Source organism: Rhodoferax sp. OV413 (assembly GCF_900104385.1).
GTDB lineage: Bacteria > Pseudomonadota > Gammaproteobacteria > Burkholderiales > Burkholderiaceae_C > Rhodoferax_B.
The window spans coordinates 98,049-114,263 of sequence record NZ_FNJA01000009.1; the positions used below are offsets into that span (position 1 = coordinate 98,049).

The window sequence follows — 16,215 nt, forward strand, 5'->3', positions numbered from 1 at the left end:
ACCTGAAGGCTTACGAGAAATCGGGCGCTAGCGCAGATAGTCTCTGCGCTAAAAGCTATTTTTTATATAGCAATCAGCGTAGGCCAACGCACTATGCCCCCGTAGCAAGATGCGGCTTAGGCGAGCGCTTAGACTGCCGGGCATGTACTTGAATTACGAACCCGACGACTTGGACGTCAAAATTTCGGAGTTGCTGGTCGCCACCAGCGACTCCGCCGACCCCGAACTTCCGGCAGCCGTACCCGAGGTTCTGAAATTGCTGCGCACCTGCCTGGGCATGGACGTAGCCTTCGTGTCCCAAATCGCCGACCAGCGCCGTACCTTCATGGCGGTGGACCAGGTGCCGGACTTCCCGCTGCTGGAGGCCGGCATGTCCGACCCGGTCGAAGAAAGCTGGTGCCAGCGGGTTGTCGAAGGCCGCTTGCCCGAGCGGATGGAAGATGCGGCCGCCTACGTCGCATCCGGGCAGGCGCCCGACCCCGGATTCCCCATCGGCACCCACCTAAGTACGCCCGTGCGCCTCTCCGGCGGCACGGTGTACGGCACCTTGTGCTGCTTCAGCCGCGGCATCCGTACCGAAGCCGACATCGACCGCCTGCGGTACACGGCCAGCCTGCTCGCAGCCCGGCTGGCGCCGGGGCCGGTCGCACCTTAGCGGCAGCATCGCAGGCTTTACTCAGCCCCCTGCTGTAGCCGCTACCGGCATCGTCGCCACAAACACGCAGCCACCGCCGCTGCGCTGGTGCAGCGCGATGTCGCCGCCCATGCGCACGCATGCCTGGCGGACGATGGCCAAACCCAAGCCGGTGCCTGACACCGACGCCAATGCGGACGTGCCCCGGTAAAAGCGCTCGAACACCAGCGCGTGCTCGTGTGCCGGGATGCCGGGGCCGCTGTCGGCGACCGTCAGCTGCAGTGCGCCGTCGCGCCAGGCCAGTGTCAGCGTGACCTCGCCCGCGCCGCCCGCGTACTTCACGGCGTTGTCCAGCAGATTGCGCAACACGGATTCGTACAGGGCGACGGGCAACGCCAGGGGCAGGCTGTCCGGCGCGTCCAGGATGAGCTCTACGCCCAGGCTGGCCGCATGGGGCGTGGCTTGCGCCAGGTGTTGCCGGGTCAGATCGGCGACATCGACAGACTGGGCTGGCGCGTGGGTCGCCGCGTCCATGGTCGCCAGTTCCAGCAGTTGCTGCACCAGGTGCGAGCCGCGGGCCACGGCCTGCTGCAAGTGCTGGCTGGCTTCCGCGCGCTCCCGGAGATCGGTGGTCCGGGACAGCACGTGGGCCTGGGCGCTGATCACCGCGAGCGGGGTTCTCAGCTCATGGGCTGCGTCGTGCACGAACGAGCGTTCACGGGCCACCTTGCCCCGCAGTTGCAACAGCATGTCTTCTAACGCGATCACCAGCGGCGTCAGTTCGGCGTAGCGCGGCAGCACGCCCAGCGGCGACAAGTCCCCGGCTGCGCGCTGCTCTATGGCCTGGCCCAGCATGCGCAAGGGCTTGAGGCCGCGCGTCGCAGCGATCCACACTGGGAGCAGCACAAACGGAAAAGCCACCAAAAACGGCAGCGCCAGCGAATCGAATATCCACTGCAGCACCCACTGCGTGCTGACCTGTGGTTCGGCCATCCACAGCTGCCAGCGGCCGGATGGGCCGGTAAACAGCCAGTAGGCTTGGCCGTTCAAGTGGGTGTCTACGACCTGGCCGGACGCGCCCTGCAATGTCTGGCCGGCGATGGGCGGCGATGCAAAAAGCTCTTGCCCGTCCGTTGAGCGCAGTTGGAACAGCAGGTCTCCTGGCAGCTGGCTGTCTTGGCGTCGCACCGCGTTGAACTGTTGGGCCGTAACCTGCACCGCGTTGATAGCAAGCTCGTCGCGTGCGATGCCGGCCAGCGCATCCAGCAGGCCGCGGCCCGCCTGCTGCAAACCGGAATGGGTGCGCACGTTGGCGCGAAAATCCAGGTAGGTATAGGTCGCCACCGCGCACCAAGCCAGCGCGAACGCCAGCAACAGCGCGGCCACGATGCGGCGTACCAGGGTGGGTGTGAACAGCGCCTTCACGGAACCAGCATGTAGCCAACACCGCGCACGGTCTTGATGCGCTCGGCACCCACCTTGCGCCGCAGATTCGACACATGCACCTCGATCAGCCCGAAGTCCAGGGGCTCGCCCAAGGGCTCCAGCCGGCGGGCCAGCGTGCCCTTGACCACCACCGCGTTGGGTTCACGGGCCAGCTCCAGCAGCAGCTGAAATTCACGGGGCGACAAGGCCAGCGCTTCGCCGCTCAGCCGCGCGCGGTGGCTGCGCGGCTCTATCTCCAGATCGCCCACCGACCAGACATCGCTGGCTTGCTTGGCACAGCGCCGCAGAACGGCGCGCAGGCGGGACGCCAGTTCCTCAGGGGCAAAGGGTTTCACGATGAAGTCGTCTGCCCCGTTGTCGAGCCCGGCCAGGCGCTCCGCCAGCGCTTCTCGGGCGGTGATGATGATGACGGGCACCTGGGCCTTCAGGGATGTGTGGGATGTCTGGCGGCGCCATTGGGTGAGGAGGTCCAGGCCGTAGCCGTCGGGCAGGGACAGGTCCAGCAAGACGCAGTCGAAGCCCTCTTCTTCCAGCGTACGTGGTGCGTCCGCGGCGCGCCTGCGCCACTCGCTGCTGATGCCTTCCAGCTTCAGGGACTTCTGCAAGGCGGGCCCCAAGTCCAGGTCGTCTTCGATCAGCAATACGTGCATGCGGTGGATTGTCGGCGACCCAGCTTTGGCTAAGCCAAAGGTTGGTGGTTCAAAAATGCGCACGGTCCACCGGAACCGTCTTCGCTCCTCAACTTTGCAAAACCCAAACCACCATGCAACATCCCCCCATCCCATGGCCGCAACGCATTCCCGCGGCGATGGCCAGGCTCACTTTAAGCGCCTGCTGCGCCGCATTGCTCAGCCTGGGTGGATGCGGTGGTGGCGCCGAGGACACCGCCAGCGTGGCGGCACCGCAAGGCTACGCCAGCCGCTGCCAGCTGCCGCCCGGTGTATCCCACGCCCTGCTGCTACCGGCGCCCACCGGGGAGCACTGCATAGGCAAGGCCGGATTCCGCTTGCTGGACACCGCACGCGCAGAGGCCTACACGGCCGAAGAAAGCGACCTGCGGGAGGTGAGCGTCCAGGTCTGGTACCCCACGGCCACCACTGCCGGGGGTGCGCGGGCCGATTATTTGGAGCCGGCCATCGCCGCGTTGGTGAAGGCACAACTGGCTATCCCGTCCACTGCTGCCGATGTACTGACGAATGCCAAATCGGGGACTCCGCTGCAGCCGGGGAGTGTCTACCCGGTGGTCATTTTCTCGCCTGGATATGGCATGGTGGCGGAAGCCTACTCCGCCCTGCTGGAAGACCTGGCCAGCCACGGCATCGTCGTGGTGGCGGTGGACCACCCCTACATCTCAGGCGTCACGCCCCTGGCCAACGGGCAGCTGGCGCAGGCCCTGGCCGGGCCTGCCAGCGGACAAGCCTTGCCGGCATTTCTGGACGGCGCAGTGGCCACGCTGGTGGCGGACCAGCGCTATGTGCTGGACTGGTTGCAGGGCCCGAACACGGGCCTGCTGGCTGGCCACCTGGATCTGGCACGTATCGGGCTCATGGGGCATTCCATCGGCGGCGCGGCCGCGGTCCAGACTGCACGGTCTGATGCCCGCGCAAAGGCCGGCTTGGATATCGACGGCACCGTCTACGGCGGCACGGCGGACCCGTGGCCCAAACCCCTGATGTTCCTGCTGGCCTCCAACCACGTGGGAGACCCAACCATAGACGCGGTGCTACAGCTGGCCACGGGAGCGACCCGCAGCGTCACGGTGCCAGATGCAGGGCATCTGGACTTCAGCGATCTGAAATGGCTGTTCAATTTTTATGCGCCAGGCCTTTCGCCGAGCGCGCTGGCTGCGCAGGGTTTGGGCACCATCGAGGCATCGAAAGCCCTGCAAGCCACGCGGCAGGAAAGCTTGTCTTTTCTTCAGCAGTTCGTCGGGCGTTGAGAAAATGGATGGAATCAGACTTTGGAGCCGTACCTGCCCTGTCAGCCCCATTGCATATGGTAGGTGGCATCGTCTTCGTGCACGACTTTGAAACCCAAGCGGTCGTAGAGGCGCTTTGCGGGGTTGATCTTTATGACTTTCAGCAGCACATGCTTGTTGGCGCTTTTTGCCCGAGCCGTTTCTTGGGCCAGCACAGCTGAACCTACCCCGAGCCCTTGGAATTCGGGCCTGAGAAAAATGGTTCGCACCCCATGGCTTTGCGCGCTCTCTTCGACATACAACGCCCCGGCGTTCTGCCCGTCAACGCAAATCAAGTTGAATTTATGCACCGGCAAATTGGCCCAAAAGCCGTCGCGCTGAAACTCTTCGTTCCATCCCCAAGCCCACTCCACATATTCGCGCATGGAGGCTCTGAAGGCTTCAAAGATGAAGTCTTTATCTAGCTCGGATGCGGGGTGGAGTGAGAAGGCGGTCATAAGGTCTGAGCGTAGCCGACCGCAACAGCGCCAGAAAGTTATTGTGCTGTTACGTGCACATCCCGGAGGATACTACCTGAAAAACCTACGGATCAAATCGACCGCCAGCGCAGGTATTACCTGCGCTGTCAGCTACTATTTAAATAGCAAACCTCAAATAAACGCGTTCAGCAGGTTCTCCATGTACTCCTGCCGTCCGAACACCGGCCGTGGACCGGCACCGTATCTCGATGCTGCCGAAGATTCCCAGCTTATGGCGGTGGCGGTGGCGGTTGCGTGCGCGAATCTGGTGTGGAGACGGTGGGCGAGGCCACCATCGCGCGCTCGCTCAACGCCACTGCCATGGACGGCACGGTATTCACCGTGGGCATCCTCACCGGCACCGCGGCTTCGATGGATCGGCTGCCCGTCATCGTCAAAGGCTTGCGCATTGTCGGCAACAGCACCGACTCCGTGGCCGACCTGGCCGAAGCCACCCGCGCGATTGCAGCCCGCCGCATCGTGCCGGTGATCGACCGGGTCTTCGGGATCGTCGACACCAGCGCCGCCTATACCGAGCTCAGCGCCGGTGGACGGCATTTCGGCAAGCTGGCTATCGTGCATTGAGCTACGACCACTACCCACGTCTAGAAACACCGTGGAGCCAACTCAACCGGCCGCAGGTGTTGCCCCCTGGGCGCTGCCACACGCTGGGCAGCTCATGGAGCCGGCCGTCGGCAAGATGGATGTGACGCCGCTGCCGGCGCGGAACTAGGTGTTCACCCATTAAAACCCGAGCGCCGAACCGCACCAGTTTGTAGCCCTGGGGATTCAAGGAGAACCGGACACTGGCGTAGGTAATATCTGCGCTAGAAGCTATATTTACGATAGCAATCTACGACGCGTTGGCTGAACCGCTTGCCCGGGAAATCCACAAAGCTGCGCATCTGGGCGAGTGGTAGCGCTCGAACAGGTAGGACCACGCTCATCGACCAGCTGGGCAGCAAATCAGGGGAGCCCAGCTAGCCACCCCGTCCCGCGAAACTGACTGCGGGCAGCACGTCAAACATTGCTGCCGTACAGCACTGCATACAGAATCAAGTGGGATTCAACGCAGCGTGCACTTCTTTCCCGAACCCTGAGATGTCGCGATTCTTCTCATATATTTCTTACCGCACCCGAACTCCGAGGGAAGATGCAGGCCGCTTCCATCAACCCATCTTTATCGCTTGGAAAAATCCTGCGAAAACCAATCATCCGTCAACAATGATTTTCGATATCTCACCCGCTCAAGTTGAACGCCTTGGCAGCATGCAACTCGTCGAACTTTTACGGAAGCTGCTTCATGCCGAAGCGCAAGACGCCGGGATCAGCCTCCGAAGCGTCTCTGTCCCCTTGCAAATCACGATTGCGGATGGAGGGGAAGACGCTCGGGTGAGTTGGAGCGGCGGAAATGGGGACACCGATTACTTCCCTTGCAGGTTGAATGTATTTCAGTCCAAAGCGACAGATCCCGGTCCGGCCGGCTGGAAGAAGGAGGTCTGGTCAAAGGCCTCGCAGAAAGATGGCATGCCACGTGAGTTGAATGATGCTGTGAAGGCGGCCATCGCCGACCGCGGCGCCTACATAGGATTCACTTCGTCAGTGATCGCCGGAAATAAGCTCAGCCGGAGACTTACCGGGATCAAAGATGGCATTCTGGAGGCTGGAGAGAATCCAGATACCCTCTCCTTCATAGACATTTACGACGCCAACAAGATCGCAGCATGGGCCGGCCAACATCCGGCTGTCGCGATTTGGCTGAATGAAGACCAGTTCGGTCTTTCCTTGGGTGGATTCCAAACGGTTCACGGTTGGGGAAAGCTCGCCGATTTCTCTACGACAAGGCTTGTAGAAGATGCGGCGCCCCGGTATGCCATTTGCGGCAACGGCCAGGGTGAAACTAGCAATAAGCTGAATGCGCATCAAGCGAAGGAGCGGATCTTTGATCACGTCGCCATGCCGAAGCGATGTGTACGAGTTATCGGACCATCAGGCATAGGCAAGTCCCGCTTCGTGTATGAATTATTCCGTGACGCGACCACCGTAGAAAGACTCGTCGTGGGGGTGTCGGCAATCTACTGCGACTTTCGAAGCGTTGGACAAGCGCGCCTTCACCACGTGATCGAAGCATTGGCCAATAGGGGCGCTTCGGCCCTCGTGGTTGTCGATGAATGCCCGCGCGAATCAGCGGCTGCTCTTGTCAATATCGTATCCAGCACAAATAGCCGACTGCGTCTGATCACTGTCGATATCGACGATCGCCCAATCGAAACTGAGAATCTTCTCAACATTTCGGTATCGCGAAGTGATGACGCGCTCGTTGAAGGCATCATCCGGCAAAGGGCCCCGGAAGCCGACGGCACGACGATTTCGTACCTCAAGAATCTGTGTGGCGGATTTCCACGCATCGCCGTCCTCGCCACGGACAACCATTTGGGTGGCCTGCCAGCACTCAGGTCCATAGAAGACGTTGTCGAACGGGTCGTGGTGGGGTGTGGCCTTAGCGACCGGGATCAATTGCGAGCCATCGAATGCCTAGCATTGTTCGAGCGTGTGGGTGCGGAGGGGGAGGTAGCCGGACAGCTCGATCTTGTCGCAGAGCAATTAGTGCGACAGTCTGGGGACGAAATGTATGAGCATTTGTCCGCCGCGTCGAAGCATCAACTTATCGATCGACGCAACCGATTTTTCCTCGCCCAGCCGCTCCCGATCGCCGCATTCCTTGGTGCCCGACGGATCGATCTTCTGCGCGTAGAAACTATCTTGACGTTCATCGCTGCGGCCCCGAACCAGCTCATTCTTTCCTTTTTCCGACGGTGGCGATATTTCGATCTGACGCGGACCGCCGCAACAGTGACTGAAAGGCTATTGGGACTCGAAGGGCGCTTCGGCTCACTAGAGGTTCTGAGTTCCGAATACGGCGCCGAATGCCTAGACGCTTTATCGCACGTTGCACCGGACACCGCCGCAGAAACTATCCACCGCGTCTTTGGCGAACTGCCACTTGACGAGCTACAGAAGATCTCGGGTGGAAGGCGTCATCTCGTTTGGACGCTTGAGAGACTCGCTTTTCGCCGCCAATCATTCCGCGTCGCAGCACCCCTACTTATGCGTCTCGCCGCGGTCGAGACGGAGAGTTTTAGCAATAATGCGACAGGTCAGTTCACACAGTTGTTCCAGTTGGAACTCAGTGGTACTGAGGCAGAGCCCGGAGAAAAATTCGCTGTCATTGAAGATGGCATCGCATCTGGTGAGGAGCGAATCATTGCTGTGTGCATCGAAGCGCTCGCAAAAAGTCTGACCCGTCTGAATTTCTCTCGATCCGGAGGCGCGGAGGAAATTGGCAGCCAACCTCCCTTGCGCGATTGGCACGCCAAAACCTGGGGCGAGACGTTCGATTTTCATCGCCGAGGCCTGACTGCGCTCGAACGGATTCGCACCACGCACAAGTCCTTGGAGGGTCGCTGCGAAGAAGTTCTTGCCGCCAGTTTAAGAGAAATAATCTGCGAGCCCCTCGCTGACGACGTAGAGGCTGCCGTGAGCGCCATCGTGCACATACGGGGGATATGGTTCGAAGGAATCGAGGCGGTTGGGCAGTGGCTCTACTTCGATCGGAAAGACCATCCGGCGGAACTTCAAAACCGAGTTAGGGAGCTTTACGATAAGTTGATGCCCACTGACGCGGTACATCTCGCCCTACTCTATACAAAGCTCTGGTCAAGCGACCTCCACGATCCTGATCTGGAATACGGTCGGAGCGACGATACAACTCAGGATTTTGAGTATTCGTCGAGAAAAGCAAAGGATATGGCTGTATTAATCGCACGGGACAATGAACTGGTAGTGCGTTCCGTGCGGGAGATGGCGTCTCAAGAACTCAAGAACGCCTACCCATTTGCATACGAATTGGCCAAAAACATCGCGGAACCAGTGGCGACGTTCAAGCTAGCGATCGATGTAATTAGCCGCTCGAATAATTTGCACGGAATCGGGTTCCTTCGGGGATTGCTAGGGAGCATCGACGACAGGGACAGCCACGTTGCTGACGAATGTATCAACCTGGCACTTGCCTGCCAAGCCCTGAAATCCGAGACCCTCAATATCCGCACAGCAGTAAAAGTTACTGTGGAACGGCTTAAGGAATTCATCGTCGCCGTCCAGGATGGTGTCTTGAGTGCCACCGATTGCGTGTACTTGTCATATGGGCAAAGGCTCGCCCATCTAGATGCCAATCAGATACTTCCATTACTTGATGAACTGGGGGCCAACCATGGTGCAGAAGGCGCTTGGGCGGCTCTTGAAATCATTTCGACTTACCAATACGGCCGGGACACATTCAATGCGGAGCTAGTCGATCGCGCCAAGCATCTCCTCGTATCGTCAGATCTGCTAGAAAAATTTAAGCGTACTGGTCGAGACGGCTACCTCTTTGAAAGCCTGGTACGGTCAATTCACAAAACTGCCGGGTTTGACGACAGCTTCGTGACGAAATTGAGCGAGCAGTTTGTTCGTTTCTGCCAGCGCAACAACTTCGAGGCTTCTAATGCGCTCGGTGATTCAGCCCGCAAAATATTCAAGCTCTTGGTCGTTGAAAGACCACTCGTTTTATGGACAGTAATCACCCGATTTGTCGAACGTGCCACGCCAGCCGAGCGATACCGTCTACATAGTCTGATTGGACGCTCAAGGAGGGAAGCTTACCGCGACGGAAACAGTGAGAATGGAGCAGGTGCCTTATACGGTGTTCCTGAGCAGACGTGCTTCGAATGGGCGGACGTAGACGCACCGACCCGCGCGCCATTTCTCTGCGAGTTTTATCCGCTATTTGAAAAGGATGGCACTGGAACAACCGTTTGGCATCTGTCCATGGACAAGCTCGCAGCAAGGTATGGCCAGCATGAGACGTTCCGTAGGGCACTCGACGAGCGGCTTCATGTCGGTTTTTGGTCAGGTTCCTTAATCCCCCATTTGGAAGCCTACTTCGATCCGCTTGCGACTTGGTCGCATCATGCAATCCCACAGCTTTCCCGTTGGGCTGGTGAAAAGCGCCGGACACTCGATGTTCGTATAGCGCGTGAAAAGAAGCAGGAAGAAGAAGATTTCTGATCTTGATGGCTCCTAACTGAAGGCGGCTTGTTAGCAGACAGTCAAGTGCCGCCTGACCGAGCGGATACTCTTACCGCAAGCTACATCCAACCGCTTTCACCTACAGATCGTTATTCATTTTTCCGTGGAATAGAGGAGGGTCTTTGCCCCCCTAGACAGTTCACTTTTGCTTTTCAAGAAGGCGTGAAGCCGGACCGCATCCGGTTTCAAAAACACCGCAAAACTGACCTGGCCGGTCTGCAAGTGTTCACACCCTGTGAATTCAAGAAAATCGAGCTTTGGCATAGGTATTACCTGCGCCAGCAGCTATGATTTAAATAGCAATATCAAATAAACGCGTTCAGCAGGTTCTCCATATACTCCTGCCGTCCCGACACCGGCCGCGGATCGGCGCCACCGGCTAACACTTGCGCGGCCAGGTCGTCCAGGCTGACTTTTCCGGCCAGGATGTTCTGCGCTTCGGGGGACTTCCAGCCGGCGTAGCGGTCGGCGATGGCTTTCTCGACGCGGCCGTCGGTGATCATCTTCTCGGCTATCAGCAGCGCGCGGGCTGTGACGTCCATGCCGCCGATGTGGCCGTAGAACATGTCTTGCGGGTCGATGGACTGGCGGCGGACCTTGCTGTCAAAGTTCACGCCGCCGGTTTTGAAGCCACCGCCTTGCAGGATCAAATACATGGCCAGCGCGGTGTCGGGGATGCTGTTGGGGAACTGGTCGGTGTCCCACTGGCATTGCATGTCGCCACGGTTCATGTCGATGCTGCCGAAGATGCCGAGGTCGATGGCGGTGGCGATCTCGTGCTCGAAGCTGTGGCCGGCCAGGGTGGCGTGGTTGGCTTCGATGTTGACCTTGATTTCCTTTTCCAGGCCAAAGCGGCACAGGCTGCCGTAGACGGTGGCGACGTCGTAGTCGTACTGGTGCTTGGTGGGTTCGCGGGGCTTGGGTTCGATCAGGATGGTGCCCTTGAAGCCGATCTTGTGCTTGTATTCGACCACCATGTTCAGGAAGCGGCCCATCTGGTCCAGCTCCTGGCCCATGCGGGTATTCAGCAGGGTCTCGTAGCCTTCGCGGCCGCCCCACAGCACGTAGTTTTCGCCGCCCAGTTTCAGGGTGGCATCCATGGCTTCCTTGACCTGCAAGGCGGCCATGCCGAACAGCGCTGGGTCGGGGTTGGTGGCCGCGCCCGACATGAAGCGGCGGTGGCTGAACAGGTTGGCTGTGCCCCACAGCAGCTTCATGCCGGTCTGCTGCTGCTTCTCGCCCAGCACGTCGACCATTTCGTGCAGATGGTTGACGCTCTCACGCGGGGTCGCGCCTTCGGGGGCCACATCGCGGTCGTGGAAGCAGTAGTAGGGCACACCGAGCTTGGCGAAGAATTCAAACGCTGCATCGGCCTTGGCGCGGGCCGCGGCCATGGGGTCGGCCACGTGCTGCCAAGGGCGCTCGAAAGTGCCGTCGTAGCCGAACGGGTCAAAGCCGTTCCAGCAGAAGCTGTGCCAGTAGCAGGCGGCAAAGCGCAGATGGTCTTCCATGCGTTTGCCCAGTACCAGCTTGTCGCGGTCGTACCACTTGAAGGCCAGCGGGTCCGTCGATGCAGGGCCTGCAAACTGGACGGGGGCGATTTCGGAGAAATAGGAGGGCATGGAAGATCCTTTTGGGTTGGGGTTTAAGGGGGGGGAGCCGTCTGCCCAGCGCGCGCGCGCCGGGCTTCGGAATTGGGGTGCATGGGGCGCAGGTATTCGTGCAGTGTCAGCGCGGCCGCGCCCACGGCGGAGGCCAGTTGGCCGTAGCGCGCGGTGCGCACGCTGGGCGGCGGCATGCCGGCGCTGGCGGCGTATTGGGCCACGGTGTCGATGGCGCTTTGTAGAAATTCAGGGTGGTGGTCACACGACTTGCCGCCGACCACGATGGCGCGCGGGTTGAAGGTGGTCCACAGGTTTTGCAGCAGCACACCCAGGTAGTGGCCGGAGCGGCTCAGGTCCACCGCCGCACCGTTCTGGCCGCTGAGCGCGCGCAGGCCGATGAAGGCCTCGGCACAGCCCTTGCGGCCGCACGAGCACAGCGGGCCGTCGATCTGCATGATGGTGTGGCCGATTTCGCCGGCCATGCCTTGGGCGCCGCTGAACAAGCGGTCGTTCGACACAATGCCCGCGCCCACGCCGACGTCGCAGCTGACGAAGATCAGCGGGTCTTCGCCCTCGCCGTCGGCAAATTCATACTCGCCCAATGCGCCGGCGTCGGCATCGTTCTGCAGCTGCACCGGCACCGGTGGCAGGCCGACCTCGGCCAGCGCACGGGTCAGCAGGCTCAGCAGGTCCAGCTGGCGCCAGCCCAGATTCGGGGCGAACAGCACCTTGCCGGTGTCGTGGTCGATGGCGCCCGGCGTGCAGGCGCCCACGCCCACCAGCTGCAGGCCCAGCGCGGTGATGCCCTGGTAGGCGGTGGCCACCATACGGGCGGTCTGCTGGCAGGCCCGGGCCGGTGTGGTGCTGGCCAGCGGCTGCTCTTCGGAATGCAGGATTTCGCCCTGCAGGGTGACGCAGACCACGCGCACCACCTGCACCGCGATTTCCACGCCGATCAGCGCACGCCGGCCTTCGTGGATGCGCAGCGGGGTGGACGGACGGCCCAGGCCTTCGTTGACGGTCTCGCCGGCTTCGGTCAGCCAGCCGTCGTCGAGCAGCTCGCGCACCAGCAGGCTGACTGTGGATTTGGTCAGACCGCTCTCGGTCGCCAGCCGGGCCCGCGACAGGCCGGGCTGGGCGCGCAGCAGCCGCAGCAGCACACTGCGGTTGATGCGCTTGACGAGTTGTTGGTCACCGGTGGTTTTCATAGCGGGCACGTTGTAAACAGAGATGGCAGCAGTCTAGATGCTGCGCTCCGCCTGTACCTTCCCCTCGGGCCGTTTGCCGGTAATGATCATGCCCAGCACCTCGTCTTCGGTCACATCGGCGGTGTTGTAGGTGCCGACCAGCTTGCCGTTCTTCATCACCGCCAGGCGGTCGCTCAGGCCGAACACATCGGGCATGTCGTGGGTGATCAGGAAGATGCCCACGCCTTCGCTTTTCAGCTGCTGCACCAGGCGGCCGACCATGGCGGTTTCCTCCGGGCCCAGGGCCGCACAGGGCTCGTCCATGATCAGGATGCGGGCGTTGAAGTACAGCGCGCGGGAAATCGCCACCACCTGGCGCTGGCCGCCCGACAGGCGACGCACCGGTACGCGGATGTTGCTGAAGTTCTTGTTCAACCGGGCAAACACCTTGCGCGCGTTGACTTCCATGAAATGGTCGTCCAGCGTGTTCCAGGGCGTGAGCTTTTCGCGGCCCAGGAACAAGTTGGCCACCGAGTCCAGGTTGTCGGCCAGGGCCAGGGTCTGGTAGATGGTCTCGATGCCTTGGGCCTGGGCTTCGGCCGGGGTGCGGATGTGGACTTTTTCGCCGGCCACCAGGGTGTCGCCCGAATCGATCGGGTAGGCACCGGCCAGCATCTTCATCAGCGTGGACTTGCCCGCGCCGTTGTGGCCCAGCAAGGCCACAACTTCGCCCGGATACAGGTTGATGCTGACGCCGTCGACAGCGACCACGCCGCCAAAGGCCTTGCGGATGTCGCGCAGTTCGACCAGGGGTTGTTGGGCGCTCATCGTTCACCTGCCAATTTACGGTACAGCACATCAAACACCACGGCCACGATCAGCACCTGGCCGATGATGACCATGCGTTTGCCGATAGGCACGTCCAGCAGCAGCATGCCGCTGTCTAGCGACTGCATGATCAGCGCGCCCAGGACAGAGCCGAAGATCGAGCCGCTGCCACCGGCCAGCGCGGTGCCGCCGATGACCGCCGCGGCAATCACATACAGCTCCATGCTGGTGCCCAGCGAGTTGGTGCCGGCATTCAGCCGTGCTATGGAAACAATAGCTGCCACCGTAATCAACACGGCCAGCAGCGCGAATAATTGCAAGGTCACACGCTTCACCGGTATGCCGACCAGCGCGGCTGCATCCGGATTCCCGCCCATGGCGTAGACGTAGCGACCGAAGCGGGTGCGGTGCACTAAAAAGGACAGCACGCCGGCCACCACGGCCCAGATCAGCACCGGCACCGGTATGCCCTGCGGCTCGGTCTTGCTGGATATCTGGTAATGGTTCATGGTGCTGGCAAAGGCCAGCAGCAAGGCGATGGGCACGCCGACTAGCAGCGCCTCCATCCACAGCGGATCGGTGGGCACGCCGTAGCGTTGGCGGGCGCGGCGCTTTTGCACCGCGCGCAGCAGCAGGCCCAGGCTGACCAGGCCGGCCACCACCCAGCTGGCGGTGGTGCCGATGCCGCCGTCGTAACCGCCGCCCAGGCGCAGAAAGAATTCGTCGGTCACCGGCTGGGTCTTGCCATCAGCCACCAGAAAGGCCGCGCCGCGGAAGGTCATCAAGCCACCCAGGGTGACCACGAAGGACGGCACACCCAGCACCGCCGTCAGCCAGCCCTGGTAGACCGAAGCCACCAGCGCCACCGCCAGGCCGGCCAGGCAGGCCGTGGGCCAGGACCAGTTGGCGCTGTACTGCAGGTAGGCGATCAGCACGCCGACAAAGCCCATCACCGAGCCCACCGACAGGTCGATGTGGCGGGCCACGATCACCAGCACCATGACGGTGGAGACGATGCCCACCACCGCCGTCTGCTGGGCGATGTTGTAGAGGTTTTCGGGCGAGAAGAAGATGCCGCCCGACATCAGGTCGAACACCAGGGCCATCACGGCCAGCACCAGGCTCATCAGCACCAGCCGCCAGTCGATGGCGGCATTGCGCCAGGGGTTGGAGGAGTCGGTCATTGCAGCTTCCAGAGGGAGGGAGGTTTCCACGCTGGCGCCCGCCCGGACGGGCGGGCGGGCGGGTCGCGTCAGCAGGGTGGATTTACTTGCAGGCGGCCGGTGCAGTCGCTGCAGCCACGCCCTTGCACAGCTCGTCTTTCTTGATCCAGCCAGCTTTGACCACTACGTCGAGGTTGTCGCTGGTGATGGCGACGGGCTTCAGGAAATGCGAGTCCAGCGCGATCTTCTTTTCGCCGCCGTTCCAACTGACCGTGCCATCTACTTTCTTGCCATTGCCCAGGGCCACCGCGGCGCTGGCGGCTTCGCGGCCCAGGTCACGTGCGTCCTTCCACACCGAGACGGTTTGCGAGCCCTGGGCCACGCGGTTCAGCGCGGCGAAGTCGCCGTCCTGGCCGGAGACCGGGATGCCCTTGATGCCCTTGGAGGTCAGCGCTGCGACCACGCCGCCGGCCGTGCCGTCGTTGGATGCAACCACGGCATCGACCTTGCCGCCGTTCTTGGTCAGGATCTGTTCCATGTTCTTTTGCGCGACTTCGGGCTTCCAGCCGTCGGTGTATTCCTCGCCGACGATCTTGATGGCGCCGGACTTGACGGCGGCGTCGATCACCTCTTGCTGGCCTTCGCGCAGGAAGTTGGCGTTCGGGTCGGTAGGCGAGCCCTTGATCATCACGTAGTTGCCCTTGGGCTGGGCCTTGAACACGGCGCGCGCCTGCATGCGGCCGACTTCCTTGTTGTCGAAGGTGATGTAGTAGACGCCGGGCGCTTCGATCAGGCGGTCATAGGCGACCACAGGCACTTTTTGCTTGGTGGCCTTGTTGACGGCGGGCAGGATCGCGTCCTTGTCCATGGCCAGCACGATCAGCACTTTGGCGCCCTTGGCCATCAGGCCTTCGATGTCGCCCAGCTGCTTTTCGGGCGAGCCGCCGGCATCGGCGCTGATGTACTTGGCGCCGAGCTTTTCCAGCTGGGTCTTGATCGCCGCCTCGTCGGTTTTCCAACGCTCCTCCTGGAAGTTGGACCAGCTCACCCCCACCGTCATTTGCGCAAAAGCTGCGCTGCTAACCAGGCCCAGGGCCAGGACGGACAGGGTTTTCTTGAATGTGTTTTGCATGCTTGTCTCCATTGGGTGCCTGCTTGAGGCGGGTCTAGGAAGTGCCAGCGTTCTTTGCTTTAGTTCGACTTCCGCACGAACTATCCAACATTTTTGGCTTTGGCTTATTGGGACTTACCCCATCGTCATGCGCAGCGGAGATAGAACGCCGGCATAGGTTTCCCCGCCCGGGTATTGGAAATTTAAGGGTTAAATTGGGCTCTAGCGCTTATGGAATATGCGCTAGCAGCTCTCAAATCCGTAGCATTTACGGATCAGGCGACGGCGTTGGCTACGCGGGTGTAGAAAGCCATGTCGTGGCGGAACTGGGCTTCGGTGATCAGTTTGCTGTTGCGCTGGAATTCCAGGCTGTCCATGGCCTGGTCGATGGCGGCCTTGTAGTCCTGGCTGGAGCTGGAGATGGCGTTCACCGGGCCTTCGGCTGCGCTGCGCTCGCTGGCCACCGGTGCCAGGCCGACCGCCAGCACCGGGCGGATCGGCGCATCGCGCTCGGCCAGATCGCGCGCTGCCTGGGAGATGGTTACCTTGTCGCCACCCATGGATGCATCGGGTGCAGCCACGCCGGGGGTAGCCGCAGCCCCGGCAGCCAGGCGTGCAGGCGCATAGGCCGGCGAGGCCATAGATGCTGCCATGCGGCTGGCTTGGATGTTCATGTGCG

At 61.4% G+C, this 16,215-nt stretch carries 13 protein-coding genes; 4 read left to right on the plus strand and 9 right to left on the minus strand.

Annotated elements, in window-relative coordinates:
• Positions 1–142 precede the first annotated feature (142 nt).
• Complete coding sequence (locus BLT66_RS24290; RefSeq protein ID WP_092762140.1) at positions 143–655, plus strand: GAF domain-containing protein; 513 nt, start codon at positions 143–145, stop codon at positions 653–655.
• Between the two features lie 21 nt (positions 656–676).
• On the opposite strand, the gene BLT66_RS24295 is transcribed toward BLT66_RS24290, so the two are convergent.
• Together BLT66_RS24295 and BLT66_RS24300 are read right to left on the minus strand one after the other, a co-directional pair.
• Entirely contained in the window at positions 677–2,059 is a 1,383-nt protein-coding gene (locus tag BLT66_RS24295) for a sensor histidine kinase (protein ID WP_092762142.1), read from the minus strand.
• Positions 2,056–2,730 (minus strand): response regulator, encoded by a 675-nt coding sequence (locus BLT66_RS24300; RefSeq protein ID WP_092762144.1) that lies wholly within the window; start codon positions 2,728–2,730, stop codon positions 2,056–2,058. Before BLT66_RS24300 ends, BLT66_RS24295 begins: the two co-directional genes overlap by 4 nt.
• Before the next feature lie 113 nt (positions 2,731–2,843).
• Here BLT66_RS24300 and BLT66_RS24305 point away from each other — a divergent pair, with 113 nt between their 5' ends.
• Entirely contained in the window at positions 2,844–4,019 is a 1,176-nt protein-coding gene (locus BLT66_RS24305) for an alpha/beta hydrolase family protein (protein ID WP_092762146.1), read from the plus strand.
• Between the two features lie 41 nt (positions 4,020–4,060).
• On the opposite strand, the gene BLT66_RS24310 is transcribed toward BLT66_RS24305, so the two are convergent.
• Positions 4,061–4,495 carry a GNAT family N-acetyltransferase gene (locus BLT66_RS24310; protein WP_092762148.1) on the minus strand — a complete coding sequence of 145 codons (435 nt, stop codon included), beginning with the start codon at positions 4,493–4,495 and terminating at the stop codon, positions 4,061–4,063.
• 276 nt (positions 4,496–4,771) lie between these two features.
• Between BLT66_RS24310 and BLT66_RS24315 the strand changes: the two genes are divergently transcribed.
• Both BLT66_RS24315 and BLT66_RS24320 read left to right on the plus strand, forming a co-directional pair.
• Complete coding sequence (locus BLT66_RS24315) at positions 4,772–5,101, plus strand: zinc-binding dehydrogenase (RefSeq protein ID WP_255407071.1); 330 nt, start codon at positions 4,772–4,774, stop codon at positions 5,099–5,101.
• A gap of 516 nt (positions 5,102–5,617) precedes the next feature.
• Positions 5,618–9,622, plus strand: a complete 4,005-nt coding sequence (locus BLT66_RS24320; protein ID WP_143029283.1) for a hypothetical protein — start codon at positions 5,618–5,620, stop codon at positions 9,620–9,622.
• Positions 9,623–9,948: 326 nt separating this feature from the next.
• Here BLT66_RS24320 and xylA read toward each other — a convergent pair whose 3' ends face one another.
• From xylA to BLT66_RS24350, 6 genes are all read right to left on the minus strand, one after another.
• Positions 9,949–11,265 (minus strand): xylose isomerase, encoded by a 1,317-nt coding sequence (gene xylA, locus BLT66_RS24325; RefSeq protein WP_092762154.1) that lies wholly within the window; start codon positions 11,263–11,265, stop codon positions 9,949–9,951.
• Positions 11,266–11,288: 23 nt separating this feature from the next.
• A complete protein-coding gene (locus BLT66_RS24330; RefSeq protein ID WP_092762156.1) occupies positions 11,289–12,455 on the minus strand; it encodes an ROK family transcriptional regulator in 1,167 nt (388 codons plus the stop codon).
• A gap of 33 nt (positions 12,456–12,488) precedes the next feature.
• A complete protein-coding gene (locus BLT66_RS24335) occupies positions 12,489–13,262 on the minus strand; it encodes an ATP-binding cassette domain-containing protein (RefSeq protein ID WP_092762158.1) in 774 nt (257 codons plus the stop codon).
• Positions 13,259–14,446: a sugar ABC transporter permease gene (locus tag BLT66_RS24340; RefSeq protein ID WP_092762159.1), complete on the minus strand. Its 1,188-nt coding sequence runs from the start codon at positions 14,444–14,446 to the stop codon at positions 13,259–13,261. Before BLT66_RS24340 ends, BLT66_RS24335 begins: the two co-directional genes overlap by 4 nt.
• Before the next feature lie 82 nt (positions 14,447–14,528).
• Positions 14,529–15,557: a D-xylose ABC transporter substrate-binding protein gene (xylF, locus tag BLT66_RS24345; protein ID WP_092762161.1), complete on the minus strand. Its 1,029-nt coding sequence runs from the start codon at positions 15,555–15,557 to the stop codon at positions 14,529–14,531.
• Between the two features lie 254 nt (positions 15,558–15,811).
• Positions 15,812–16,210 (minus strand): hypothetical protein, encoded by a 399-nt coding sequence (locus BLT66_RS24350; protein WP_092762163.1) that lies wholly within the window; start codon positions 16,208–16,210, stop codon positions 15,812–15,814.
• Positions 16,211–16,215 lie beyond the last annotated feature (5 nt).